Raw genomic sequence first — 23,335 nt, 5'->3', positions numbered from 1 at the left:
GACCCAGCCCCAATTCCCTGGGATGACGTTCGCCTGGAACCAGGGTGGCGGGTCGAACAGAGTGCCCCCGATCCCAACACCTTCCACCTTCAGATCGTTAGAGTATGGTGACTCTCCCCGTTCGACGGCAAGGGCCGGGCACGATCCTCAACACCCCAAACCCCGCCGAAGCATCACCTTGGGGTTCAGGAACTCCCCTCTTTGGCTTCCGGGCACAGTCGGCCGAGTCCAACCCGCGCAAACAGATCGCGCCAGACACCGACCCTCGGCGCTGGCGCGATCTCGACCGTTCGGTCCGTACACTCATCCAGAAACGCTTGTCGTCAAAGCGTTTTGATCAGAACTTTCACGAGAAGGTCGGATCAGAGCGAATCGGCGCTGATCACCTCGCCACCAGCCTTTGACCCGAGCGCCCACCAGGTCTCCAGGTTCACCGTTTCCTTGACGAAGCGAACCGAGCCGTCGGCCATTGCCAGGTTCACCCCTCCCGGATGGAAACTGCTCGGGGGTTCCGTGCCCCAGAGGTCGAGCGACCAGGTGTTCGGCGGCGCGTTGGTGCATCGCCGGCTGTTGGGCGGGCCCACGTGGTTGTACAGGTTGTTGACGTATCCGGGATACGTGTACTGCCATCCCACCCCTCGGTCATTCCGAATCGACGCCGTTCCGGGAGGAAGCGCATCACACGTCCCGAGCAGCGCGATCACCGTCGCCACCGATCGGGTCCGGTTGTTGAAGTTCGAGGTAAAAACCCCTCGGGCCTCACCCTGGCCCATCCCCGTGGTCACACTGCCCGTCGTGCCGGTAATCCCCTCGCTCCACAGGGCCGTGTTGCTGGTCCCGTCTCGCATGGCCGCGAACCCAACGGGCCTCGCCGTGCTCAGCAGGTCGGTTTCCTCGGCCGGGTAGTCCCACGGCGAATGCTGGCTCGGAATGATCGTCCCACTGTAGCCGCCCAGCGCGAACGGACCACCCAGGTTCCCCAGGTAGTTCGTCACCGGCGTGGTCACTTCCGGACTGTCCGACGGGCACATGAACGACGCAATCGACGTGTTAAAGACCGTCGAATTCCCCAGCCAAAGGTTCGGCGCGGCCGTCGTGTTGCCCATCACCCCCAGCGAGGCGTTGTAGGCGTTAAACAAGGTGCCTTGCTCAATGTACTGAAGCACCCCGAGCAACGGCGCGGCCCCCCATCCCCAGCACCCATCCGCGCCAGGGCAGGGCCAGAGACTCCCGGACGGCACCGTGTTGTTCACATCATGATAATTGTGCGTTGCCAGTGCAATCTGCTTCAGATTGTTCGTGCACTGGGCGCGACGAGCCGCCTCTCGGGCCGACTGAACCGCCGGCAAGAGCAGGGCAATCAAGACGCCGATGATGGCAATCACCACCAGCAATTCAATGAGCGTAAAGGCGCGACGATTCCTTCTCATGCGAATTCCTCCGCGTGTCCATGAATGGTCTGGCAAATGGCGCAGCAGTCCCCGACCGATGCGTTTCCATCGGGCCCGGCGACCGAACAGCAGGCAGGACGTGTGGAGAGGATGGAGAGGAAAAAAACAGCGTTGTCCCGTTCGGTTACTGAACGGGAGGAGGGCCTGGCGGAGGCCCAGGAAGTCCAGACGACTCCCGGTAGGTGGGTGGCGTGATCGGCTCGCCGGGGCTGATCTCCTCGGCCGTCGCACCCTCGGGCACCGTGTATTCGCGAGCGGGCTCTGACTCCCCGCATCCCGTCCACCACGGCACCATCCCAAGTGCCCCAATCACCATCAAGGCTCGCGTCGCACGCTGGCGCATTCGTCTCGTCACTGAGGGTTCTTGAATTCCGGAACACTCCGCTCAGAACCAGATTCTGGGACAATCCGGCCTGATTCGACGCTTATAAAGGACAGACCCCGGAGCTGTCAAGAAACTTGTCAAAGAATTATTGATCAAATTTTATGAACAGATTTTCACTGACATTCCATCGCTCCAGCCGCTGACCCTCCCCGTGCGATCCCTCGCGCGTTGATCGGCCACCATCCTCCTGATACCCTTGGCCGAGCATTCCCCGATTCCCGGCTCCCCACCCCGGATCGCATCCATCGCCGAGGAATCGAATCTCCGAAGACTCTCCACGCTCCTCCCCCGATCGACCACGGGGTCGGCGTCCGATTGGAGGTTCCATGAGCACCCGCTTCCGTCCGCTCCGGCATCTGCTCCTCCTTGCGTTCACCCTCGCGCTCGTCGGCCCGACGGAGCTTCAGGCCCAGGATCGCCAGCGCTGGACCCCCGAGCAGGCGAACGCCTGGTACGATGACCTCCCCTGGCTCGTCGGCTGCAACTACAACCCGAGCACCGCCATCAACCAGCTCGAAATGTGGCAGGCCGACACCTTCGACCCCGAAACCATCGACCGCGAACTCGCCTGGGCCGAAGATCTCGGCTTCACCAGCATTCGCGTCTATCTGCATCACCTGCTCTGGGAACAGGACGCTGACGGCTTCCTCGGCCGCCTCGACCAGTTCCTCACGATTGCCGATCGCCACGGCATCGGCGTCATGTTCGTCCTCTTCGATAGCGTCTGGGACCCCCACCCGAAGCTCGGCCCCCAGCGCGATCCCGAGCCCGGCGTGCACAACTCCGGATGGGTCCAGTCCCCCGGCGCCGACGACCTGATGAATCCCGATCGCGAAGACTTGCTCAAGGCCTACACCGTCGGCGTCATCTCCCGCTTCAAGGACGACCCCCGCGTCCACGCCTGGGACCTCTGGAACGAGCCCGATAACACCAACGACAACTCCTACGGCCGCAACAAGCTCGACCGCGAGCCCGAAGGCAAGCGCGAGCGCACCCTCGAACTGCTCGAACGCTCCTTCACCTGGGCCCGCTCTGCCAATCCGAGCCAGCCGCTCACTTCCGGCGTCTGGATCGGCCAGTGGTCCGACCCCGACCGCCTTTCCCCCACCGAGCGCGTTCAGCTTGACCAGTCCGACGTCATCACCTTCCACACCTACGACCCGCTCGACCGCGCCCGGCAGTGCGTCGAGAACCTCCGCCGCTACGGCCGCCCCCTCCTCTGCACCGAGTTCATGGCCCGCCCCAACGGCAGCACCTTCGACCCCGTCCTCGGCTTCTTCAAAGATCAAGACGTCGGCGCCTACTGCTGGGGCTTCGTCGCCGGCCGCTCCAACACCATCTACCCCTGGGATTCCTGGCAAACCCCCTACGCCTCCGAGCCCCCCGTCTGGTTCCACGACATCTTCCACCCCGACGGCACCCCCTACCGCCCCGAGGAGGTCTCCTACATCCAGCGCCTCACCAGTCAGGCCGACTGAAGGAACGCTCCCCTCGGCCCGTCCGGTCTTCTCTTTCGGAGGCCCGATCGACCGCGAGCGCGGGCCGGGCGGCCCCGATTGCCCAGCTCAGGAAATCGGGCCCCCCCACGCTCGTGTCCCGGCCGGGGCAACCGGGTGTCAGGCCCTCCGTGCCGACCGTCGCCAGAGGACGACCGCGACGAACGGCAACCCGGAGAGCAGCAGGGTGATCGTGCCCGGTTCCGGGACAACCGTCGTGAGGACGGCGAACCCCTGGACGTTGTTCGTGGAGAGAAACTGCCCGTCGAACCCTTCTCCTTCGCGACCTCGAAGGAAGGTCCGCCGACCGTTCATGATCCAGAGATCTCCGCTCATATCATCGATATCGAAGAGCGAGGCGGAGACCGGTGGGGTGAAGGAACGATCGAGTTCCAGATCCTGTTTCGCTTCGAAGAACCCGATGGGGTCTGCGCCCGTGTTGGCGTTGCCCCAGAGGGAGATCTCGCCGTTGGCGTACGCGACGTCCTCCGCGTTCCTGTAGGGGAACACGTCCGGGACGGCGTAGAATCCGACGAAGGATCCCCCCACGGTGTACTCCTGCAGGTTGGCGGTGCCGGATTGCTTCGTGTAGATCAGCAGGTTCGACCCGATCGCCGTGAGCCTCGGGGCCGGGTCCAGCGCCCCGCCGTGGGCGAATGCGAAGGACGCGAGCCCCGAATTGGTGTCGATCTCCAGGATGTTCCGCCCGCCGTTGAGTCCGCCGAACCCGCCCGTGGCCACGAACACGCGAGAGCCCACGACCGCCATCGACAATCCGGGGCCGTAGACATCGTCGAACGTCAATTGAAGTTCATCGGTCATCTGGCCGTCGAACGAGTAGCGGCGGAGGAACCGGTTCGTCCCGTCGAATTCGTTCGTCAGGATTCCCCCCGCCGTAAGCAGCCCGGCGTCGGCCGCGGAACCGCCCAAAATCCACAGGATCGAGGCAAGGCCGAGGACTCGGAATCGAATCAGAAGATTGCTCATCAAATTTCTCGATCTGTTCTTGGTGACCTGGAAGCTGTGCCGCAGAGAACTCCATCCGGCGTTTTGCGGCCGAAGTGAAGCAGGGCGGGGCGCATTGACCTTGCCCCGCCCGCCCTTGACAGAAGACGCCTTGAGGGCGGCGAGGCGGCGCTACGGCGCCTCGATCCGGATTTTCCTGAAATACAACTGATAAATGCATCCGTCCGTGTTGTTGAAGGTCACGACGAGCATGTTGTCCTCCGGCTCGGGCTTGACCACGACCCCCTTGATCGGCTCGATCACCATCCTGCCGGCGGCGTTGATCGTGATCTTGCACGTGCCGAGATGCTCGTGCGGATCAACGGGCTCGCGATCCTGCTCCCAGAGTTCGAACGTCGTGCTGTAGCCCGCCGCCTTGTCTGTGAAGAGCGTCTGATTGATCTCGCGGGTCGTCGGGTGGCTGCTCCCGAAGCGGATGTAGTCCCCGTCGCCGTCCGGCTGGCCGCGACGATGCTCTCCATCGACCTTGAAGAAGATTTCATCGCTGTCCTCCTCCAGGTCGACGGCGACCCCCTTGGCCAGCATCACCTCGAACGTGTCTTCAGGCTGGGCCAACACGCTTGGAGCATCGAACAGGACGAACCCGGCCAGGGAAACGACCCAAAGGACGCGCCGCATCATGGTGAATCTCCGTGGGCTTGGGAGGCTTCCTGGGGGGAGACGCCGAGGTCTCCCTCCAGAGACTGAGCATTGAGCCGCGTGGGCACGGTCCCCGTCCGCCTGATCTCCGGCGTCGGAGTGCCCACGTGGGAGAGAGTCCCATCGGCCGGCATTCCTGAACCTTCGCGTCGAGATTTCTCGACATCGCAGCCCGATCGGCGCGAGATTCCGGTGGATCGCCCGGCGACTGGGCGCCAAAATGTTCGGTGGCGAAACGAGTTCCGATGGCATCGACGATCCGGGACAGCTCATGAGCCTTGCCAACACGCCGGGACGAGACGGAGAGGTCCGCCGGGCTGCCCCGGAGGGCAGGGCCGGTGTCATGGCGATCGAGGCCCATCGGCCGGCCCTGCTCGCCGAGGCGAGGAGGAACATGGGCAGGACCGTCCGCGTCAAGGAAGGGGCCTCGGACGTGGTGCAGGAGGCGATGATGGTCGCCGTCCGCCAGTTCAACCACTTCCAGGGAACGTCTCCGGAAGACCTCCTCGCCTGGCTCCGGAGCATCCTGGAACACCAGATCGCCCACGCCGTCCGCAAATTCCGGGGAACCGAGAAGCGCTCCGTGGATCGGGAGGTGCCGATCCATGCCGAACGGGATGGGGTGCGGGCGCTGGCGATCGACTCGCCGTCTCCCGGCACCAAGGCCGTGCGCCGGGACGAGGAGCGGGCGCTTCGGGAGGCGATCGGCCGGCTCGACGACCAGGACGCGCGCCTGGTGCTCTGGAGGCACATCGAGGAGTGCTCCTTCGAGGAACTCGGGCGTCGGCTCGGCTGCTCCAACGTCGCGGCCAGGAAGCGCTGGCTCCGGGCGATCCGCCGACTCCGCGGCGAACTGGCCGGGGAGGGGGTCGAGGGATGAGCCCCGATCCCCGGCCCCCGGATGACGCTCCCGACGGCCCGGCCGGCCCCGACGACGATCGGCTGGCCGATCGGCTCGCCCGGTTCGACGAGCGGCTCGCCTCAGGAAAAACCCCCACCGAGTCGGAACCGGAGCCGGACAACGACGCATCCCCGCCCCTCCTCGGAGAGATGGATGTGCTCCGCCTGATGGAACGCGTCTGGCCGAGGGGACGAGGATGGCCAGGGCTCGACGGGCATCCAGGACGGTTTGGCCGGTTCGAGATCGAGGGCGAGCTGGGCCGGGGAAGCTTCGGCGTCGTCTACCGGGCCGTCGACCCACGCGCCGGACGCCGGGTGGCCCTGAAGCTCCCCAGGCCGGAGTTCTTGCCCGACGAGGAGGTCCGCCGTCGCTTTTTCCGCGAGGCCCAGGCCGCGGCGATGCTCGACCATCCCAACATCGTCCCGTTGCTGGAGGTCGGCGAGGAGTCGTCGATCGTCTACCTCGTCTCTCCCTTCTGCGACGGGCCGACGCTGGCCGAATGGCTCGCCGATCGCCCCGGGCCGGTCGATCCCATCGAGGCGGCCAGGATCGCGTTGATGCTGGCCACGGGCGTGGCCCATGCTCACCGCCGGGGGGTGCTGCACCGCGACCTGAAGCCGAGCAACGTGCTGCTCCACCGGCTCGATCGCCCCGAGGCCGACGGCCTGCCGTTCGTCCCCCGCGTCCTGGACTTCGGACTGGCCAAGCTCCTTGACGAGCCGGGCGGCGGCAGCAATAGCCTCACCCCCCTCGGCTCGGCTCCCTATATGGCCCCCGAGCAGGCCGACCCGTCACTTGGCCGCATCGGCACACAGGCCGACGTCTATGGGCTCGGCGCGATCCTCTACGCCACCCTCTGCGGGCGTGCCCCGCACGCGGGCAGGAGTGCCCTTGAGACCCTGGTCAACGCCGCCCGGTCGAGGCCGACCCCGCCGGGCCGGCTCCGGCCCGACGTCCCGACGGCGCTGCAGGCCATCTGTCTGAGATCCCTCGCCCCCCGATCCGCCGACCGCTATCCCGACGCCGACGCCCTGGCCGACGACCTCCGCCAATGGCTCGACGGCTCCTCGCCGTCGGGTGTCCGCAACGGCGCGCTCCTCCGAAACGCCCGGAACCTGGCAAGGAGGCCGGCGGCGATTGTCTCGGTGGGATTGGCGATCACGGCCGGCACCATCGCCCTGCTGGCCGCTCGGGATCAACCGGAGGATCGACCGGGACCAGCCGAGGCCCGATCCGTCGCGGAGGTCGCCGCGAAGCCCGAGCCCCTGCCCGGGACCGCCCGCGACGAGGCCGCCCCGTCGACCGAGCCGGCCTGGTGGGCGTACGCCGACGATCTGGTCGCCGCCAGGAGGGCCCTCCGCCGGGGCAACGCCCGGGAGGCTCGCAAGGCGCTCGATCGTCACCGGCCCGAGCCCGGAACCTCCCCCGGCCCCGACTTCGTCTGGCGGCTGCTCGACGCCCAGACCAGGGGGCATCGGCCCCCGTTGCTGGGGCACCGAGAAGACGTCTATCACGTCCGCTTCAGCCCCGACGGCCGATGGCTCGCCTCGGCGGGTAAGGACGGGACCGTCCGCCTCTGGGACCCCGGGTCGGGAGCGTTGCTCCGGACGATCCAGGCCCACAACGACGAGGTCAACGGCGTCCGCTTCAGCCCCGACGGCCGCTCGATCGTCACCGCCAGCGACGACGGCACCGCCCGCGTCTTCGACCTCGACGCCGAGGGGAACGCCCCCCGCCTGGTCCTCGACGGGCACGACGACTGGGTCTTCGGCGCCGAGTTCTCCCCGGATGGCCGATCCCTTCTGACCCTCGACCGGGCCGGTGCGGTCCTGGCCTTCGATGCGGCCGACGGCCGGCCGCTGGGCCGCTGGCCGATCGGGCTCGACCAGTGCGAGGGGTTCGCCGTCTCGCCGGACGGCCGGGGGCTGGCCGTCGTCGGCTACGGTTCGATGCTCGACCTGTTCGACCTGAAGCCGGGGAGCGGCCGGGAATTCGCGCTGGCGAGGCGGCCGGGGTCCTCGGGCATCGTCCCGGCCGACAGCCGCGCGCAAAGCTATTTCGGGGCCGCCTTCGCGCCGGACGGCCGCACCCTGGCGGCCGCCGGCCGGGGGGGCATCGTCGACCTGTTCAACTCCGAGGCCGCCCGAGCGGTCGGGAGGCTCGTCGCCGTCGGAGGCTCGATCCAGTCGGTCGCCTTCAGCCCCGACGGCCGCACCCTGGCCGGGGCGACCGACGACCACGCGGTCTGGCTCTGGGACGTGGACCAACGCCGCTCGATCGCGGCCCTGGCCGGTCATACCAACCGGGTCTGGTGCGTCGCCTTCAGCCCCGACGGCCGCACCCTGGCCAGCGCCGGCCGAGACGGCTCCGTCCGGCTCTGGGACCCAGGCCGGCTCGGCCCCGTCGAGGGTCGCGTGTCGGTCGACTCCCCCTCCGGGATCGCCTTCGGGCCGGATGGGCGTTCGCTGTTGGTGCTGGGGCCGGATGGCCGGATCGAGGCGATCGACCCGCAATCGGGGGCCTCGCTGCCACGCCCAAAATCCCCTCCCGCCGGGGCCGGGGGCCTGGCGGCCCTCGCTCCCGACGGCCGGGTTTCGGCCACCCTCTCGGCCGACGGCACGCTGACCATCACCCCGACCGACGACCGACCGAACCGATCGATCCCCCTGGTTCCCGGCCCGGCCTGGAGGCTCGGATTCTCCCAGGACGGCCGATCGCTGGTCGCCTGGTCCGGAGGGGAGTCGGCCGCCCGGATCATCGAGGTCGCAACCGGGACCGAACTGGGCCGGGTCGATCCCGCTGCTCGCGGCCTGGACATCTCAGGCCTCTGGGCAGCAGCCGATGGGTCCTCGCTGCTGGTCTCGACCAGCTACGAACCGCACCGGCTGGAGGTCTCGGGGCCGGGGAGGGTCGACCCGGCCGGAGAGACGCACCCGGCCTGGATCGACGCCCTGGTCCCCTCGGCCGATGACCGGCACCTCATCGCCCTGGGCAAGTCGCCGACGGCAACCCTCTGGGACGCCCGGTCGCTCCGCCTGCTGGCAACGCTCTCCGGACACCGCGGCGCCGTCCTCTCGGCCGCCTTCAGCCCCGACGGCCGCACCCTGGCAACCGGTGGACTGGGCGGCGCCGTCTTGCTCTGGGACGTTGCCTCCCATCGAGAGCTGCTCCGCCTGGTCGAGCCCGGCGGACCGCCCGTCTCGCAGCTCTGCTTCTCGGCCGACGGCTCCGCCCTGGCCGCCTCCAGCCCGTCCGCCGAGGGCAACGCCTGGCTCCGGATCTGGCACGCGAAGGCGACCGTCTCGTCGAATTGACAGACACCAATTTGATCTCCTCAAGTCATCGGATCAGCCCCCGGCCCCCTCCGAACGGTTCGTGGTCCGAAGACCGGCCCTTGGAATGTTGCGGAGAGACGACCCCGGCGGTCGAGGGGTCGAGGATGCTCGGGAATCCGGTTCTGGCATGCCTCGCGCCACTGGATTAGCATGGAAGAGAGGCGTGGAGACGTTTGGTTCATTGGGCGTGCTCCGGGGGCGGCCGTCGAACGTCCGCCGACTTCTTCATGTGCCGCTCGGCTGGAGAGCGGCCATGATTGGATCTCATCCTGCGGCATCCGGCGCTCGGATGTTGCGGGATTGAGGGTCTTTGGAAGCGTGTCTCACCCTTGGGATCGATCGCGGCGGAGGGGAACAGCAGATGAGCCAGAACACTCAGGGCAGAGACTTCCCAACCGAAAAGACCAACGCGTTGGCCAGGAACGTGGAGACCTTCACCGTGCTCCAGCAGAGCCTGGAAGCTCAGGACGCGCAGGCCAGCGCCGCCGAAGATGTCCTCAACAGCACGGAGCCCAGGCCAGAGAGCTACCAGCAAGCCCTGAAGACCCTGGAAGCCATCCTGGAAGGAGCCTCTCCCGACGACGCCGAGGCCCTGAAGGCCGCCCTCGCCCGCTGGCAGACCTTCGAAACCCGCTTGCCGATCAGCCCCGACGACGAGCTGGTCGATGACTGGCGAAGCGCCGTCTACCCGTACAAGAACCGCCTCTCTCGCAAAAGCTACGAGCGCCAGAAGTACCAGCTGCAGGTCGAGCTGCTCAAGCTCCAGGCCTGGGTGAAGGAGACCGGCCAGCGCATCGTCATCTTCTTCGAGGGCCGCGATGCCGCCGGCAAGGGTGGCACCATCAAGCGGTTCATGGAGCACCTGAACCCCCGCGGCGCTCGCGTGGTCGCCCTGGAGAAGCCGACCTCCGAGGAACAAGGCCAGTGGTACTTCCAGCGCTACCTCAAGCACATGCCCACCCACGGCGAGATCGTGCTGTTTGACCGCTCCTGGTACAACCGCGCCGGGGTCGAGCGGGTGATGGGCTTCTGCTCCAACGAAGACTACGCCGCCTTCATGCACCAGGCCCCGGAGATCGAACGCCACCTGGTCAACAGCGGCATTCATCTGATCAAGTTCTGGTTCTCGGTCAGCCGCAAGGAGCAGCGCCGCCGCTTCCGAGAGCGTGAGATCCACCCCCTCAAACAGTGGAAGCTCAGCCCCATCGACCAGGCCTCACTGGACAAGTGGGACGACTACACGACGGCCAAGGAGGCAATGTTCTTCCACACCGACCATTCCGAATGCCCCTGGATCGTCGTCAAGTCCGACTGCAAGAAGCGCGCCCGGCTCAACGCCATGCGATACGTCCTGCGCTCGCTCGATTACAGCGGCAAGGACTCGAGCAAGGTCGGCCAGACCGACCCCCTCATCGTCGGCCGCGCCAGCTTCACCGGCAACATGGGGTAGTTTCACCGCATGGAATCGAATCGTGCAGGGCCCCGGGGTCGCCGGGATCGCGCCACCCCCAGACGGGTAGGCATCGGCCCCGGCAACGGTTCGAAACCCTTGTCCTTCACATGCCCCTCTCGTACCATGGAGAATGGTATCACCCTGTGGTACCATTGCCTGGCAGGCGTGGGGGACCCATGGCCCGATTGAGCCGCAAGCACCGGACGACCCGCGACGCGGTCTTCGAAACACCAACGCGAGGCGACCTTTCCTGGCGAGCCATCGAGGCCCTGCTCGGTGCCCTGGGAGCCGAGATCACCGAGGGCCGAGGCTCCCGCGTCCGGGTCCATCTCAACGGCGTCCGAGCCGTCTTCCACCGTCCTCACCCGGAGAAAGAGGCCAGCAAGGGAACCGTCGAAGCCGTTCGTGAATTCCTGATTCGGGCCGAGGAATCCTCATGATCACCTATAAGGGCTATCTGGGTCGGATGGAGGTCGATACCGAGGCCCGGCGCATCCACGGCCGGGTCGTCGGCCTCCGCGACGTCATCACCTTCGAAGGCTCCACCGTCGACGACGCCGAGCAGGCCTTCCGCGACTCGATCGACGACTACCTCGAATTCTGCCGATCGCGCGGCGAGCTCCCCGAGCGCCCCTACTCCGGCAACTTCCAGGTCCGCCTCGGCCCCGACCTCCACCGCCAACTCGCCCTCCTCGCCGAGTCCCAGTCCCTCAGCCTCAACGAGCTCATCCGCCACCTCGCCCACCAGGCCCTCGCCCACTCCGAGTGAACGTGACCGCCCGCGTCTCCCCCGTCGGCTTGCCGTCGGGACGACCCTCGACGCCGAGTCCCGCGCCGATCCCCTTCGGCAGCCCGGCGACGGCGGCGTCCGGTGAACTTGAAGCGGTCGCCGTTCGCCGGGCTGGACTCGCTGACGACGCGTCCGAAGCCGTCGTAGGCGACGTGGTTGATCACGGTGCCGGAGGTGCTGGCCAGGTCGCGCAGCGAGCCGAGGCGGTCGGTCAGGTACCAGGCGGTGGTGCCGGCGGCGGAGGTGCGGGCCAGGAGCATGTCCACGGCCGGCCCGTGCAGGTAGCGGGTTTGCAGCGTGCCGGAGCCGTCGAAGTCGGCGTAGGCGTGCACGCCGTCGTAGGCCGTCCAGGGCGTCGCGGGGGCGGGCCCTGCTCAGGCTGAGGCCGCAGGTGGGGAAGAGGTGAGCTTTGATCTACGACAAATGTCGATATTCGGAATGTCCCCGTTTTCGGCTCCCGATCGAGCAGGCCTTCGCCAAGCTCAAGGCCCTGCTACGCAAGGCCGGGGAGCGGATAGTCGGGCGGCTGTGGCGGCGGATCGGTCGGTTAGTTGGCGAGTTCGACTTGCGAGAATGTCGGAACTTCTTCACGCATTGCGGCTACGCCGCTACACCAACATGAACATCGCTCTAATGGCCTTCGAGTAATTCTTCGATGAACCTAAGCCGTGCTGAAATGGCGGGGGCATCGCTGTCCGACAATGACAACCTTTCCCTTTGTTGTTGGAGCAGCGGAATGGCTTCTTCCATCTTGCCAATACAATGCAGTCCGATCCCACGGAACATAGGGTTTCTCAACACTGGGACGATGTCATCAATCGAACGGAATTGATCGAGGTAGGGTATCGCCCGTTCTTCCAGTGCCGGTCGCACGCTCGACTCAAATCGACGGCGCAAATTATCCTCGGTTTTGCAGTTGAACTTTTCCTGATCGAGACCAATGCCTCGTTCACTCAAGTACGAAAAGCTGTCTGTCGGAACCCCCACGTCATCGGGAAATTGCTCTTTGAACAACGGGTCAAGCAATGGAGATGCCGGAAACACTTTCACGTCAAACCACGTCCCACAAATCCCCAAGTCAGGAAGTACGAAATGAAACACTTCATCAGAATGCTGACGGTAAAACGTGCAGAATCGTGATTCCTCACAACTGAATCCGTAAGCCGACAATACATCTGCGAAGAGTTGTCGTGCTACTTTGTCAAACTGTTTGGGCGTCATCGCTGTCTAAATATCTCCTGCGCTGGTGCGCCAAATCGTGTTCCAAACTGCGTCTGTCGTGAAGGAGAAATCGGTCGCAGGATACCCCCGTGCGTCTTCAGGTCAAGAATCTCAAGCACAGAAGCATCGTCAAGATTTCGGATGACGGCATCAGCACCAATCGAACCTCTAGCACGTCTACCAACTACGACACCAGCGGCATCACGAAACTCTTCTGTTGCTACTCTGAACGAACTGCCTTGATCGATCAGGCGACGATTCAAGCGGTCGTTGAGTCGCTCAAAGGTAAGGTGAGATTGTGTGCCAAACGAGCGAGGATTACCAGATATGCGGCCCCTCGCGGGTGGCCCCGGTTGCTCGTCAACCGGGGTGGCGCAGCCGCAAGAGGCGTCGGGATGCTTCTCCGTGACCTCTCGTCGCTTCGCGACCCCGGTTGGCGAAGCAACCGGGGCCACCCGCGCGGCCGCCTCATTCTGGCCCCTCCTGATCGGATGATCAAGACGCCGACCGACCCCTCCCCCCGCCTGATATCTTCCGCCGTCCCGGAGGAAATGTGACTGCCGCCCCCGCATTTCACGATCTTATCAGGGAAGGGGCCTTCGTCGCCTTTTGCGCTCCCCTCGCCCTGCTCCCGCGCCGGGATCGGATCGAGCCGGGCCGTAGGGCCCCCCTTCGCGTCCGCCCGTTCTTTGAAAATCCGCAAGACAGAGCCCCGCCCCACCTCCCCATCGAGCCGCCCCAAGTCTTATGCTTGCAGACATGGGCGACGGGCGGCATGACTGCTTGCTTCGGGTGTCCCAGACAACGCATCGCGTTGTCTGGGTGCCGCAGGCACACGAGGCGTCTCCCCCCGCCCCGCATCCCCATCACGCCGTCGGTCCCACGATCGCCTCGTGCGGCTTCGCCGCCTGGACACCGCCGACCGGCCGTGTCCAGCCATCCCAAACGTCTCACCCCATGGTGGAGCGCACCAGGCGGCGCACCCGAGGCGCACCTTCGCCTCGCAGACCGCCCCGGATCCCGGGCGCGAAACGAAGCCATTCCGAGGGCGTCCATTCCCGAAACGAAGCCCCGATTGAGCCGCGAGTCCTTCCTTGAAAAGACGTTGCGTCAATCCTCCTCGGCGCACCAGGCCCATCCTGCCAGGCGCACCGAGGCTCCCCCCGGCCAGTCGACCCGATCTTCCAAGCCTGACGAAACGAACCCATCCGACCGTTGGGCGCCCCGTCCAGGCCGGGCAACCACGCCCGACGAAACGAACCCATTCCCCCGCCGGGCCCTGCGTCCGAACGCCGCGGCCGAGCGTGACGAAACGAACCCATTTCCCCGGCCGACGTCCCGAAACGAACCCTCGAATTCGTCGGTTCTGGCTGTATCGCCACGACTTACGACGAACGCCCGGGGCGCACCGCCTGGACGCAGGGAGCGCACCGGGCGTCGATCAGGACGGTCGGAGAGACACCGGCGAGGGGCGAGGGGGCGGATCGCGGTCAGGAGGATTCCGGCCCCGGCCAGGTCCAGTCGCGGACCGCATCGAGCTGGTTGTGGCGGGTCATGTCGAACTGGAGTGGGGTGACGGTGATGTTCCCGTCGGCCAGGGCGATCACGTCGCTGGCCTCCCCTTCGAGGCGGAAGGGGGGGGAATAGGTCATCCAGTAGTAAGTGCGGCCCCTCGGGTCGCGGCGGCGCTCGAACCCTTCGCCGTGGCGGCCGACCCCCATCGGCACCACCTTGATCCCCTTCGGCTCCCCTCGGTTGTGCGACGGGATGTTCACGTTGAACAACGACCCGGCCGGGGGGTTGTTGCTCAGGATCGTCTCGATCACCCGCCTCGCGTGGCGGGCGGCATAGGGGAAGTCGAAGTGCTCACTGTATTCGAGCGAGACGGCAACACTGGTGATCTCGAAGAAGGCCCCCTCGATCGCCGCGGCCACCGTGCCCGAGTACAGGACGTTGATCCCCGCGTTCGCCCCGTGGTTGATCCCCGAGACGATCAGGTCCGGCGGCCGATCCATCAGCTCGTAAATCGCCAGCTTCACGCAGTCGGCCGGGCTCCCCTCGACGGCCAGCCCAAGCTGAGAGCCGTCCACGTCGTCGATCGACGAGACGATCAACGGGTCGAGCAAGGTGATCGCGTGGCCGACGCCGCTCTGTTCCAGAGCCGGGGCGATCACCGTCACCTCGCCGAGCTTCGTCAGTTCCTTGTGCAAGGCCCGCAGGCCGGCGGCATACACCCCGTCGTCGTTCGTCAGCAAGATGCGCACGGTCAAACCACCCGGGTCGGGAGACGCTCGAAACGGCGGGGCAAGGGGGCCAACTGCGGGGCGTTCGGATTCCCGTTCCGAACCCTTTGCTTCGATTCGCCTCGTTCCTGGTGTTGGATCGTACCGGCCGCCGCCGACCGTCGTCAATCGTCCCCGATCGATTCGGCCGGCCCACTCCCCCCTTGGCACGGCCACCCGCCCGCGGGCACGATCGAGGAGCCATTCGCGCCTCACGTCCTGATCCCCAAGGCGCATCGTCCCGGGGGAGCATCGCCTCATGGCCGATCCGACGCCGATTGCCTCCCCAACGACCCCCGGCCAGGGACCGCCCCGGACCTTCCGCCTCCGGTCGGTGATGCTCGCCATTGCCGTCATCGCCGCCTGCCTGGCGCTCTCCCGGGACGATCCCGTGCGGGGGGCCTTGATCGCCCTGCTCCTGGGATCGACCGCGGCACTCCATGCGTGGCTCATCAGGCTGGCCGAACGCGACAAAGGCCAGCGCCCCGGCCCGGCCGGGGGGGCGTTCTTCCTCTGCCTCGCCTTGATGACCTGAATCCTCGTTCTCCCGGCCCTCTGGCTCGTCCTCTGGCTCATGACAGACATCCTTGGCGGAATCCTAATACCATCTTATACTCGAACGTTTTCATGAGACCCGATCCCCGCAAATGCTCCTCCAAACGGGACCAGGCCGATGACTGACGACCGCCCGACCGATGCCGCCACCTGGCCCGAGCCGCCAAGCTGCCCAAGCTGCAAGACGGCCAACCTGCTCGGCGCCTCGAACTGCTGGCTCTGCGGGGCCGATCTGCCCGCGACGGCGACGACCGCCCCGGTCGAACCGAAGGTCGAGCCCCCCTCGGAGATCGGCCCGCAATCGCCCCGGGGGACGTGGCTCCGGCCCCGGATCTCGCTGGCGACGACGATGATCGGCGTGGCCGTGGTGGCGGTCTTCCTGGCGGTCGGGCAGGGCAGGGCGGGGATGGTCGTCGGCCTGGCCCTGATCGTCGGGCCGTCGGTCGGCTACCTGATCGCCCGGGTGCTCCGGGTCAATCGGGGAGACGACGAGCCCACCCCCCTCGAACGCACCTTCGGCGAGATCGCGGCCACGATCCTCGCGATCACCGTCGCCGCCGCCATCCTGGCCGCCGTCGTCCTGTTCGCCCTGCAACTGCTCCGCGCCCTGGCCAAGGCCCTCTGAACCTCCCTTGCGAAATCGCCCCGAGCCGAACCCATGCGCTTGACATCCCCGATCGGATCGCGGTACGATCGCAAACCTCTGAGACTGAGTCTCACTCTCGCCCACCTGCGACCGACCCACCCCACGACTGATCGAGAGCCCCTTGCCGTGCCCGCCGTCGCAACCGACCGGCCCGATCCCTCTCGGGGATCGCGGCCCTTGATCTTCGTGCTGGCGATCCTTGCCCTGCCGGCAATCCTGCCGGGGCAGGCCCGATCGCAAGCCAGGCCCGACCGCCCGCCCCCCCGAGCGATGGAAGACCCCGAGGCCCGTCGGGCCCGGATCGCCATGCTTCGGGACATCTACGCCGGGCCTCCGTCCGACTGGCCGGCGCCTCTCGTGGACGAGGGGGTGGAGTGGGTCGAGCTGGGCCTCTTGCCCGAGCCGCCGCACCCGCCTGAGAACCCGTACTCCGATGCCAAGGCCGAGTTGGGGAAGATGCTCTTCTTCGACCCGAGGCTCTCCGGATCGGGGCAGATCGCCTGCGCCTCGTGCCACGACCCGGACCTCGGCTGGGCCGACGGCCGGACCACCTCGTTCGGCCACAATCGAGCGCTGCTCAAGCGCAACGCCCCGACCGTCCAGAACACGGCCTTCTTCCCGTTCCTCTTCTGGGACGGCCGCGCCGGCTCGCTGGAGGAGCAGGCCGAGGCCGTCTTGCGAAACCCGCAGGAAATGCACTCCGATGAGGCGATCATCGCCCGGCTGGTCGAGATCCCCGAATATCAAGCCGCCTTTGCCGACGCGTTCGACTCCGAAGGGATCACCCTCGAACGGGCAGCCCAGGCGATTGCCACGTATGAGCGCACTCTGGTCGGTGGCCGGAGCCGGTTCGACGCCTTTCTGAAAGGGAACCGCGAGGCCCTCTCCGACGCCGCCATCTCCGGGCTCGACCTGTTCCGCCGCGAGGCCCGGTGCCTGAACTGCCACCACGGACCGAATCTCAGCGACGGCCGGTTCCACGACCTCGGCCTGAGCTACTACGGCCGATTGTTTGAGGACCTCGGCCGCTACCGAGTCACCGAGGCCCCCGAGGACGTCGGACGCTTCCGCACGCCGAGCCTGCGGAACATCGCATCGACCAGCCCTTACATGCACAACGGCCTGTTCGAGCTGGACGGTGTCCTCCGCATGTACGACGCCGGCATGGCCACCCTTCGGCCTCGGGAGGATCAGAAGGACGACCCGCTCTTTCCGACGAAGTCTCCCTTGCTCAAACCGCTCGGCCTGAACGCCCAGGACCGCGACGACCTGCGGGCCTTCCTCGAATCCCTGACCGAGCCGAAAACCCGGGTCCGACCACCGACCTTGCCCGGCCTGCACGATCACTCGCCCGCGTCCTGACACGCCCACCCCGGCAACGCTTCCGCGAAGGTCCCTCGCGAGCGTTTGCCCGATCACCATCCCTTGATCCTTCGTCCCGCCGGAGTTTCATCCATGCCCGCGGCCCATCGCCGAGGTTTCACGCTCATCGAGCTTCTGGTCGTCATTGCCATCATCGGCGTCCTGATCGCCCTCTTGCTGCCGGCCGTTCAGGCCGCCCGAGAAGCCGCCCGACGCGCCCAGTGTGCCAACAACCTGCGGCAACTGGGTCTGGCGGCCCACAACTTCTACACCGCCTTCGACTCCTTCCCGACCAACGAAAACAGCCCAATCCGCTACTGGGGAGCCCAGCTCCTCCCTTACTTCGAGCAAGGCAACCTGTTCGACGCCTACAACCACGAGGATCACTTCCGGGTGATGGCCAACAGCACGGCCGTGCAGTTCCCGCTGTCGGTCTTCCTCTGCCCGAGCACTCCTGAGTCTCCGTTGATGAATCCGTTCTTTCCGGCGACCATCCCGGCCGACCTGCGCGACTCGGTCGAGCGCTGGCCGGCCGCCGCGGCCGACTATGCCGCCGGGGCCGGAATCAACTCGAACCTCTGGGCCCCTCCGGCGGTCTTGCCCGGCCCGAGGCCGAACACCGACGGCGTCTTCCAGGGCAATTCCAACAGCGGGCGCCGCAAGATCCAGGAGATCCGCGACGGCACCTCGAACACGGCCATGTTCCTCGAAAGCGCGGGCCGACCGCTCATGTATCGCGGCCGACAGCCTGTCCCGAACGCCGGCACGTCGGCCGCCACCAGCGTCCTGATCTGCGGCTGGGCCGAGGGGAACGTCTTCGTTGCCTGGGGCTACAACGGCTCAGGAGCCGGCAAGGGCTCGTGCATGGTCAACTGCTCGAACCGCTTCGCCGTCTACAGCTTCCACCCGGGAGGCGCCCACCTGGGCATGGCCGACGGCTCGGTCCGCTTCGTCAAGGAGACGATCGACGCCGCCACCTTCGCCGCGTTGATGACCCGAGCCGGCGGCGAGATCATCTCGGCCGACAAGCTCTGATCGCTCCGCTCACCGCCATCGGGGAACACCAGGTCCGGGGAGGATCAAGCCGGCATCTTATGTCGGCTTGACCCCCGGCTTGCGGGTGAGTGGATCGGGCCGCGATCGGGTTTCGGCCCCGGTCAGTACTTCGGCACCAGGGCGGCCCGCTTGTTGTAGTCGGGGTGGACGCTCCACTCCGACCAGTCGCAGCCGAGGCCGCGGTTGAGGGTCAGTTGCGCCAGGTCGGCCCAGGGGGTGTCGGGATGGCGTTCGATCACCTCGTTGAGCAGTTGGGTCGCCTCGGCGTAGCGCTTCTCGGTTTCCTCAGTCGGGGCCTTTTTCTTGCCGGAGTGGTTGATGACCCAGTCGGTTCGGCGCTGGTTGGGGATGGGCGGGTTCTTGGGCTTGAGCTTCCCCTGATTGGCCAGGCTCACCATTTCGGCCAGGCAGGCCCGGTATTCGTAGGCCTTGATCTGGAAGGCGACGACCTGGGCGAGCATCAGGTCGTAGTTGGCCTGCCAGCGGCGGTTGACCTCCTTATCGCGGGCCGGCTCCATGGCGCGGAGTCGGGTCTCGATCTCCCGCAGGGCACGGAGCTGAATCTCGACCTTGGGCAGTTCCTGGGCGATCTTCTGGCCCAGCTCAGGCGGGTTGACCGGGAAGTGCCGCTCGAAGCCGAAGTCCTTCTGGGTGAGCTGGATGATCTCGTTCATCGTCCGCCGCAGATCGCTCTGGGCGACCCGAGAGGCGTAGTCGGCCCGGGGGCTGTAGTCGGGCGAGTATTCCTTGAGGGTCTCGAAGGGGTAGGCCTTCTCACCGCCCGGCCGGTTGCGCAGCTCTTCCTCGTTGGGCAAGAGGAAGAAGATGCCGCCGGTATCCTTGACCAGGCGGGCCAGCTCATAAGGGGCGAAGCCGGAGGGCTGCTCGTCGTGGCGGTCTTTCCAGAGGCCGTCCCACTGGAGCATCTCCAGGCCGGCAGTTTCGGGTCCTCGGGCGATCGTCGGCCAGTAGATGTCGCCGGTCACCGGGTCCTGGTAGCGGAGCCGAACCGTGTCGTAGCCGAACATCGACTGGCGGCCGAGCACGTAGGCCGTCACCCCTCGGTTGACCATCGCCAGCCGAGCCTGTTCGACCAGATCGCCGTCGTCTCCCGACTCGTCGGTAATCAGGACCATCAGAACCTTGCGATCCTTTTCGATGATCCGGCTGTATCGGGCCAGTGCCTCAAACCCGGCCTTCATCGTCCGCTCGACGCCCGACTCGTCGACCCGAAGGCCGTCGATGGCCTGACGGATGTCCTCCAGGTCGGCCCGGGGGCGGGAGTCCTCGTAATGGATCGTCTCGCCGAAGCCGATGATGGCGTGCTCCAGGTCGCCGGCCTCTCGCCGATCGCTGGGAACCTGGATGCGCAGCTCGCTGATGACCCGGTCGAACTTGTCTCGGATCATCCGCTGGTCGTCCTTCATGCTGCCCGACTCGTCGAACATCCAGAGGACGGTGACGCGGCTGGTGGCCAGGTGGGCCAGAATCTCCCGGGCGAGCTGGTCGAGCGCCTCGCCGTAGCCGTCGGTCGGGCGGCCGGTCTCGCCGCTGATCCGCCGGCCGCCGCTGAGGTCGCGGTTGAGGGTGCCGGTGGACGGAATGAGCGAGGTGCTGGGCGTCGGCACGGCGATGTCGATCATGCCGGCGAGGCTCCTGGTTTCGCTGACCTCGGCCGTGGCCGTCCGGATGGCCGGGGTGGCCGAGGGAGCGCCGGGGGCGAGCATGCTCGTCGGGTCTCCCACGGCCAGCTCGCGCTCGTCGGCCGAGGGTTCGGCGTAGAGGGCGGTCAGATCCTCCTCGGCCCGGCTCGTATCCTCGGTGCCGGCGTCGATCGAGCCGGCAAGCGGTTCGATCTGGCCCCCGACGGCCATCAAACCGAGGGCCACGAGCACCGCGATGTGGACCATCAGCGAGACGCCCCAGCTGGGCGCGTCCCACTTCCAGACCGGGGCTCTCCGTCTCGTCCGAGGTTTCCGGGCCGGCTTGGCGGGCTTGGCCTCCTTGGGGGCCGCGTCGCTCGGTTCCGGCGAAGGGGTCGAGGCGTCGGGGATCGGGGGCCGATTGCCGGCCGATCGAGCGGGCGACTCGGTGGTGGCAATGGCCTCGACCGCGCCGGGAGCAGTGGAGACCGGCGTATCGGAGGTGCCAAGCAGGTCGGCGTCGGAGCGGGAGATCTGGGTGCTCATGCGGTCCTCCCGGGGCGGTGACCTTGCGGTCGGTTCGAATCGGCGTCCGCGGCTGCGGTCAGACGACCGATGCGAGGCGGATTCGAACCTGCTCCAGGCCGCTTCGGGACCTGGAGCACAAGGCGGAATCTCGATCTCGGGGGGTCATTCCTCATCGATTCGATCACCCCCCGGCCGCGACGTGAGCCGGGGAGCTGGGTCCTCGAATCGGAAGCAGACGAACGTCGAGGATCGTGCGACAACGGACGGGATCGAACAGTTGAGACTCGGGGATCGGGTTCGAGGCGAATCGGCGGTCAGGGCTTCAGGGTCACTCACTCATCCCGAGGGATGGATCAAAAGCTTAACGGGCCAGGGGGCTTCTTACAACTTGGGCACGGGAGCGGCCGGGCCGTTGGCGTTGGGTTGGTTCTTCTTGCGGGCCGCGCCGCCGTTGTCGGAGGGGGGAGGCGGAGGGGGCACGTAGGTCTCGACCCACTTGAAGCCGAACGGGTCGCGCAGCTCGCGCTGGGCGAGGACGGCCCAGGGGGTGCCGCGATGCTCGGTCATGACCCGTTCGAGCAGTTCTCGGGCCTCCTCTCCGGCTCGTTGCGCCGAGGGGCTGTAGTGAATCTCGGAATCCGGCTCCAATCGCCAGGCGTTGGACTTCTCGTTGTCAAAGGGCCGAGGGTTGACCTTCATCTGGGCGCAGGCCCAATCGTATTCGTAGCAGCGGATCTTGACGGCCAGGAGGCGAGCCCTCATCAGATCATAGTGCGCTTGCCAGCGTCGAGAGGTTTCGCGGTCGCGGTACGAGGCGGCCGACTGGATCGGGCCGAGCGCTTCCTCGACAGTGTACATCACGCGGGCGGCGATGGTCTGGTTGCGTTCCATCGCTTCCTTGAACTGCGGGGTGCCGGCGGTCGGGAAGACCAGGGAGGGCTGGCCCGGCAGGTTTTGCTGGGTGATCTGGGCCGCGGCCAGGACGGCCGACCGCAAGGGGCTGCGAGAGGCGGCCGCGCGGTACTGGCCGGCGCTGACCCAGTCGGGCCGGTATTCCCGCATCCCGCTGGGGTCGAAGGTCGGCCGGCTGCTGCCCATCCGGGTGACGAAGTAGATGCCGCCGGTCGTCGCGGCCAGTCGGCTCAGGGCGTGCGGGCCGAAGCCGGCGTCGAGTTCCGTGTGCTGCGGGCCTTGATACCAGAAGGGCAGGCGGATCTGTTCCAGGGCGACACTCTCGGGCCCCTGGCGAACCGGCAGGCGACGGTAAAACTGGCCGGTCTTCGGGTCGGTGTAGTCCATGTAGCCTTCGGCCCGGCCGAACAGAGCCGAGTTGCCGAGGACATAGACGGGCATGTCCGATTTCTTCGCCGCGGCGATGGCCGGTTCGAGCTTCTCCTCGTCGTCTCCCACCTCATCGGTGACGAGGATCGCCATTGTCCGGTACGGTTCCTTGTCCTTCTTGAACGATCCCCAGCGGCGGGCGACGTCAAGCACGGTCTGGAACGTCGTCTCCTCGCCCGTTTCGTCGAGCGGGACGCCCTGGATGGCCGAGATGATCGCGGCCGTGTCGTCGGTCGGTTCCTCGGTCATCGTCTTGCGACCCGATCCGAAGGCGACGACCATCGTCAGCAGCCCTCCTTCGTGAGCCAACGAGCCTTCGGGCCTGGCCAGCACGTTCTCATAGACCTTGCCGATGTGTTCGGCCAGCCGCTCGCGTTCGGCGTGCAGGCTGCCCGAGGCGTCGAACATCCAGACGACCAGCACACGCCCCTTGTCGAGCTGGCGAAGGATTTCCAGGGCAAGGCGATCGACCGCCCCCTCGACGCCATCGACATGCTCGGCCCCGTCTCCTCGGAGTTCCACGCGGGTGCTCAGCGTGGTGGCCGAGGGCAAGAGCATCGACGGGGCGACCGAAAGCGGGTCGATCTGAAGCTCGGGATCGGGCTCGGCGATGTCCTCGACAATCCGAGGAGAAAAGCGAGGGGCAGTCTTCGCCAGGACCGGGTCGAGCGTCGCCTCCAGATCGGTTTCGAGCAGTTCGGTGGCGTCGAGCCGTTCGAGATCGGGCAGGGCCGTATCGACGATTGACGCCTCGATCGACCGCGCGACCTCGCGGCCCATCAGGACACCAGCGACCGTCAACATGCCGAGGATCGCCAGATGAACCAGGAGGCTGACGCCATACGCCGTGGCCACGATCGACGACCGGGCCTCGCGCAGGTGGGCCCATTGCTCGGCCACCCACTGCCGCATCCTGCTCGCCAGACCTCTCATCAAGGCTCCTCCCTCCGTCCTCGCGTCGGATGCGTTGGAGACCCTTTTTCTCACGTCACTTGATTTGAATTCGATCAAGGAGATGAGCTGGTTCGATCCATTCTACGACACCATGCATGATCGAGGCAACGCGTCACCCCGTCGCGTGCCTCGGTTTGCCGACCGGCGTTCCGAAGGGGCGTCGCGGCCCAATGAACTTTACGGCACCGTCTGCCCGGCGTGACATCCTTTCGCAAGGCGAGCGGGTGGGCCGTTGCCGTTTGGAATCCGGGCCTTGGTCTCCTCCAAGGCG

The 23,335-nt window shown here is 66.6% G+C and carries 19 protein-coding genes and 1 pseudogene; 12 read left to right on the top strand and 8 right to left on the bottom strand.

Annotated elements, in window-relative coordinates:
• Positions 1 to 362 precede the first annotated feature (362 nt).
• Together GA615_RS17410 and GA615_RS17405 are read right to left on the bottom strand one after the other, a co-directional pair.
• Complete coding sequence (locus GA615_RS17410; protein WP_152052593.1) at positions 363 to 1,430, bottom strand: DUF1559 domain-containing protein; 1,068 nt, start codon at positions 1,428 to 1,430, stop codon at positions 363 to 365.
• A gap of 145 nt (positions 1,431 to 1,575) precedes the next feature.
• Complete coding sequence (locus tag GA615_RS17405) at positions 1,576 to 1,806, bottom strand: hypothetical protein (protein ID WP_161602401.1); 231 nt, start codon at positions 1,804 to 1,806, stop codon at positions 1,576 to 1,578.
• A gap of 356 nt (positions 1,807 to 2,162) precedes the next feature.
• Between GA615_RS17405 and GA615_RS17400 the strand changes: the two genes are divergently transcribed.
• Entirely contained in the window at positions 2,163 to 3,314 is a 1,152-nt protein-coding gene (locus GA615_RS17400; protein WP_152052591.1) for a cellulase family glycosylhydrolase, read from the top strand.
• A 138-nt stretch (positions 3,315 to 3,452) separates the two neighbouring features.
• On the opposite strand, the gene GA615_RS17395 is transcribed toward GA615_RS17400, so the two are convergent.
• Positions 3,453 to 4,319 carry a hypothetical protein gene (locus GA615_RS17395; protein ID WP_152052590.1) on the bottom strand — a complete coding sequence of 289 codons (867 nt, stop codon included), beginning with the start codon at positions 4,317 to 4,319 and terminating at the stop codon, positions 3,453 to 3,455.
• A gap of 150 nt (positions 4,320 to 4,469) precedes the next feature.
• Positions 4,470 to 4,979, bottom strand: a complete 510-nt coding sequence (locus tag GA615_RS17390) for a hypothetical protein (RefSeq protein WP_152052589.1) — start codon at positions 4,977 to 4,979, stop codon at positions 4,470 to 4,472.
• Between the two features lie 289 nt (positions 4,980 to 5,268).
• On the opposite strand from GA615_RS17390, the gene GA615_RS17385 reads away from it, so the two are divergent.
• The 6 genes and pseudogenes from GA615_RS17385 to GA615_RS28200 all read left to right on the top strand — a co-directional run.
• Positions 5,269 to 5,877 carry a sigma-70 family RNA polymerase sigma factor gene (locus GA615_RS17385; RefSeq protein WP_161602400.1) on the top strand — a complete coding sequence of 203 codons (609 nt, stop codon included), beginning with the start codon at positions 5,269 to 5,271 and terminating at the stop codon, positions 5,875 to 5,877.
• Complete coding sequence (locus tag GA615_RS17380) at positions 5,874 to 9,212, top strand: WD40 repeat domain-containing serine/threonine protein kinase (protein ID WP_152052587.1); 3,339 nt, start codon at positions 5,874 to 5,876, stop codon at positions 9,210 to 9,212. Before GA615_RS17385 ends, GA615_RS17380 begins: the two co-directional genes overlap by 4 nt.
• Before the next feature lie 382 nt (positions 9,213 to 9,594).
• The gene (gene ppk2, locus GA615_RS17375) at positions 9,595 to 10,683 is read left to right on the top strand and encodes a polyphosphate kinase 2 (RefSeq protein ID WP_152052586.1); all 1,089 of its coding nucleotides are present in this window, start codon (positions 9,595 to 9,597) and stop codon (positions 10,681 to 10,683) included.
• A gap of 179 nt (positions 10,684 to 10,862) precedes the next feature.
• On the top strand, positions 10,863 to 11,126 hold the full coding sequence (locus GA615_RS17370; protein ID WP_152052585.1) for a type II toxin-antitoxin system HicA family toxin: 264 nt from the start codon (positions 10,863 to 10,865) through the stop codon (positions 11,124 to 11,126).
• Positions 11,123 to 11,455, top strand: a complete 333-nt coding sequence (locus GA615_RS17365; protein ID WP_152052584.1) for a type II toxin-antitoxin system HicB family antitoxin — start codon at positions 11,123 to 11,125, stop codon at positions 11,453 to 11,455. Before GA615_RS17370 ends, GA615_RS17365 begins: the two co-directional genes overlap by 4 nt.
• Positions 11,456 to 11,933: 478 nt before the next feature.
• Positions 11,934 to 12,098 (top strand): annotated as a pseudogene (locus tag GA615_RS28200) (IS630 family transposase); the annotation flags it as partial.
• A gap of 8 nt (positions 12,099 to 12,106) precedes the next feature.
• Here GA615_RS28200 and GA615_RS17355 read toward each other — a convergent pair.
• Together GA615_RS17355 and surE are read right to left on the bottom strand one after the other, a co-directional pair.
• Positions 12,107 to 12,697, bottom strand: coding sequence for a hypothetical protein (locus GA615_RS17355; RefSeq protein WP_152052583.1), 591 nt, complete (start codon positions 12,695 to 12,697; stop codon positions 12,107 to 12,109).
• A 1,490-nt stretch (positions 12,698 to 14,187) separates the two neighbouring features.
• Positions 14,188 to 14,961 carry a 5'/3'-nucleotidase SurE gene (gene surE / locus GA615_RS17350; protein ID WP_152052582.1) on the bottom strand — a complete coding sequence of 258 codons (774 nt, stop codon included), beginning with the start codon at positions 14,959 to 14,961 and terminating at the stop codon, positions 14,188 to 14,190.
• A gap of 277 nt (positions 14,962 to 15,238) precedes the next feature.
• Between surE and GA615_RS17345 the strand changes: the two genes are divergently transcribed.
• From GA615_RS17345 to GA615_RS17330, 4 genes are all read left to right on the top strand, one after another.
• Positions 15,239 to 15,514, top strand: a complete 276-nt coding sequence (locus GA615_RS17345; RefSeq protein WP_152052581.1) for a hypothetical protein — start codon at positions 15,239 to 15,241, stop codon at positions 15,512 to 15,514.
• A gap of 138 nt (positions 15,515 to 15,652) precedes the next feature.
• Positions 15,653 to 16,159, top strand: coding sequence for a hypothetical protein (locus tag GA615_RS17340; protein WP_152052580.1), 507 nt, complete (start codon positions 15,653 to 15,655; stop codon positions 16,157 to 16,159).
• A gap of 147 nt (positions 16,160 to 16,306) precedes the next feature.
• Positions 16,307 to 17,542, top strand: a complete 1,236-nt coding sequence (locus GA615_RS17335) for a cytochrome-c peroxidase (protein ID WP_235905523.1) — start codon at positions 16,307 to 16,309, stop codon at positions 17,540 to 17,542.
• A 93-nt stretch (positions 17,543 to 17,635) separates the two neighbouring features.
• Complete coding sequence (locus tag GA615_RS17330; protein ID WP_152052579.1) at positions 17,636 to 18,577, top strand: DUF1559 family PulG-like putative transporter; 942 nt, start codon at positions 17,636 to 17,638, stop codon at positions 18,575 to 18,577.
• A gap of 122 nt (positions 18,578 to 18,699) precedes the next feature.
• Here GA615_RS17330 and GA615_RS17325 read toward each other — a convergent pair whose 3' ends face one another.
• The gene (locus GA615_RS17325) at positions 18,700 to 20,787 is read right to left on the bottom strand and encodes a vWA domain-containing protein (protein ID WP_152052578.1); all 2,088 of its coding nucleotides are present in this window, start codon (positions 20,785 to 20,787) and stop codon (positions 18,700 to 18,702) included.
• 363 nt (positions 20,788 to 21,150) lie between these two features.
• Positions 21,151 to 23,043, bottom strand: coding sequence for a vWA domain-containing protein (locus tag GA615_RS17320; protein WP_152052577.1), 1,893 nt, complete (start codon positions 23,041 to 23,043; stop codon positions 21,151 to 21,153).
• 82 nt (positions 23,044 to 23,125) lie between these two features.
• Here GA615_RS17320 and GA615_RS27555 point away from each other — a divergent pair, with 82 nt between their 5' ends.
• A complete protein-coding gene (locus GA615_RS27555) occupies positions 23,126 to 23,266 on the top strand; it encodes a hypothetical protein (RefSeq protein WP_161602399.1) in 141 nt (46 codons plus the stop codon).
• Positions 23,267 to 23,335: the final 69 nt, after the last annotated feature.

Origin of the sequence: Tautonia marina (assembly GCF_009177065.1) — a bacterium.
Taxonomy (GTDB): domain Bacteria; phylum Planctomycetota; class Planctomycetia; order Isosphaerales; family Isosphaeraceae; genus Tautonia; species Tautonia marina.
Note: the sequence above shows the minus strand (reverse complement) of the source record. Positions and strands in the feature narration are given on the sequence as shown.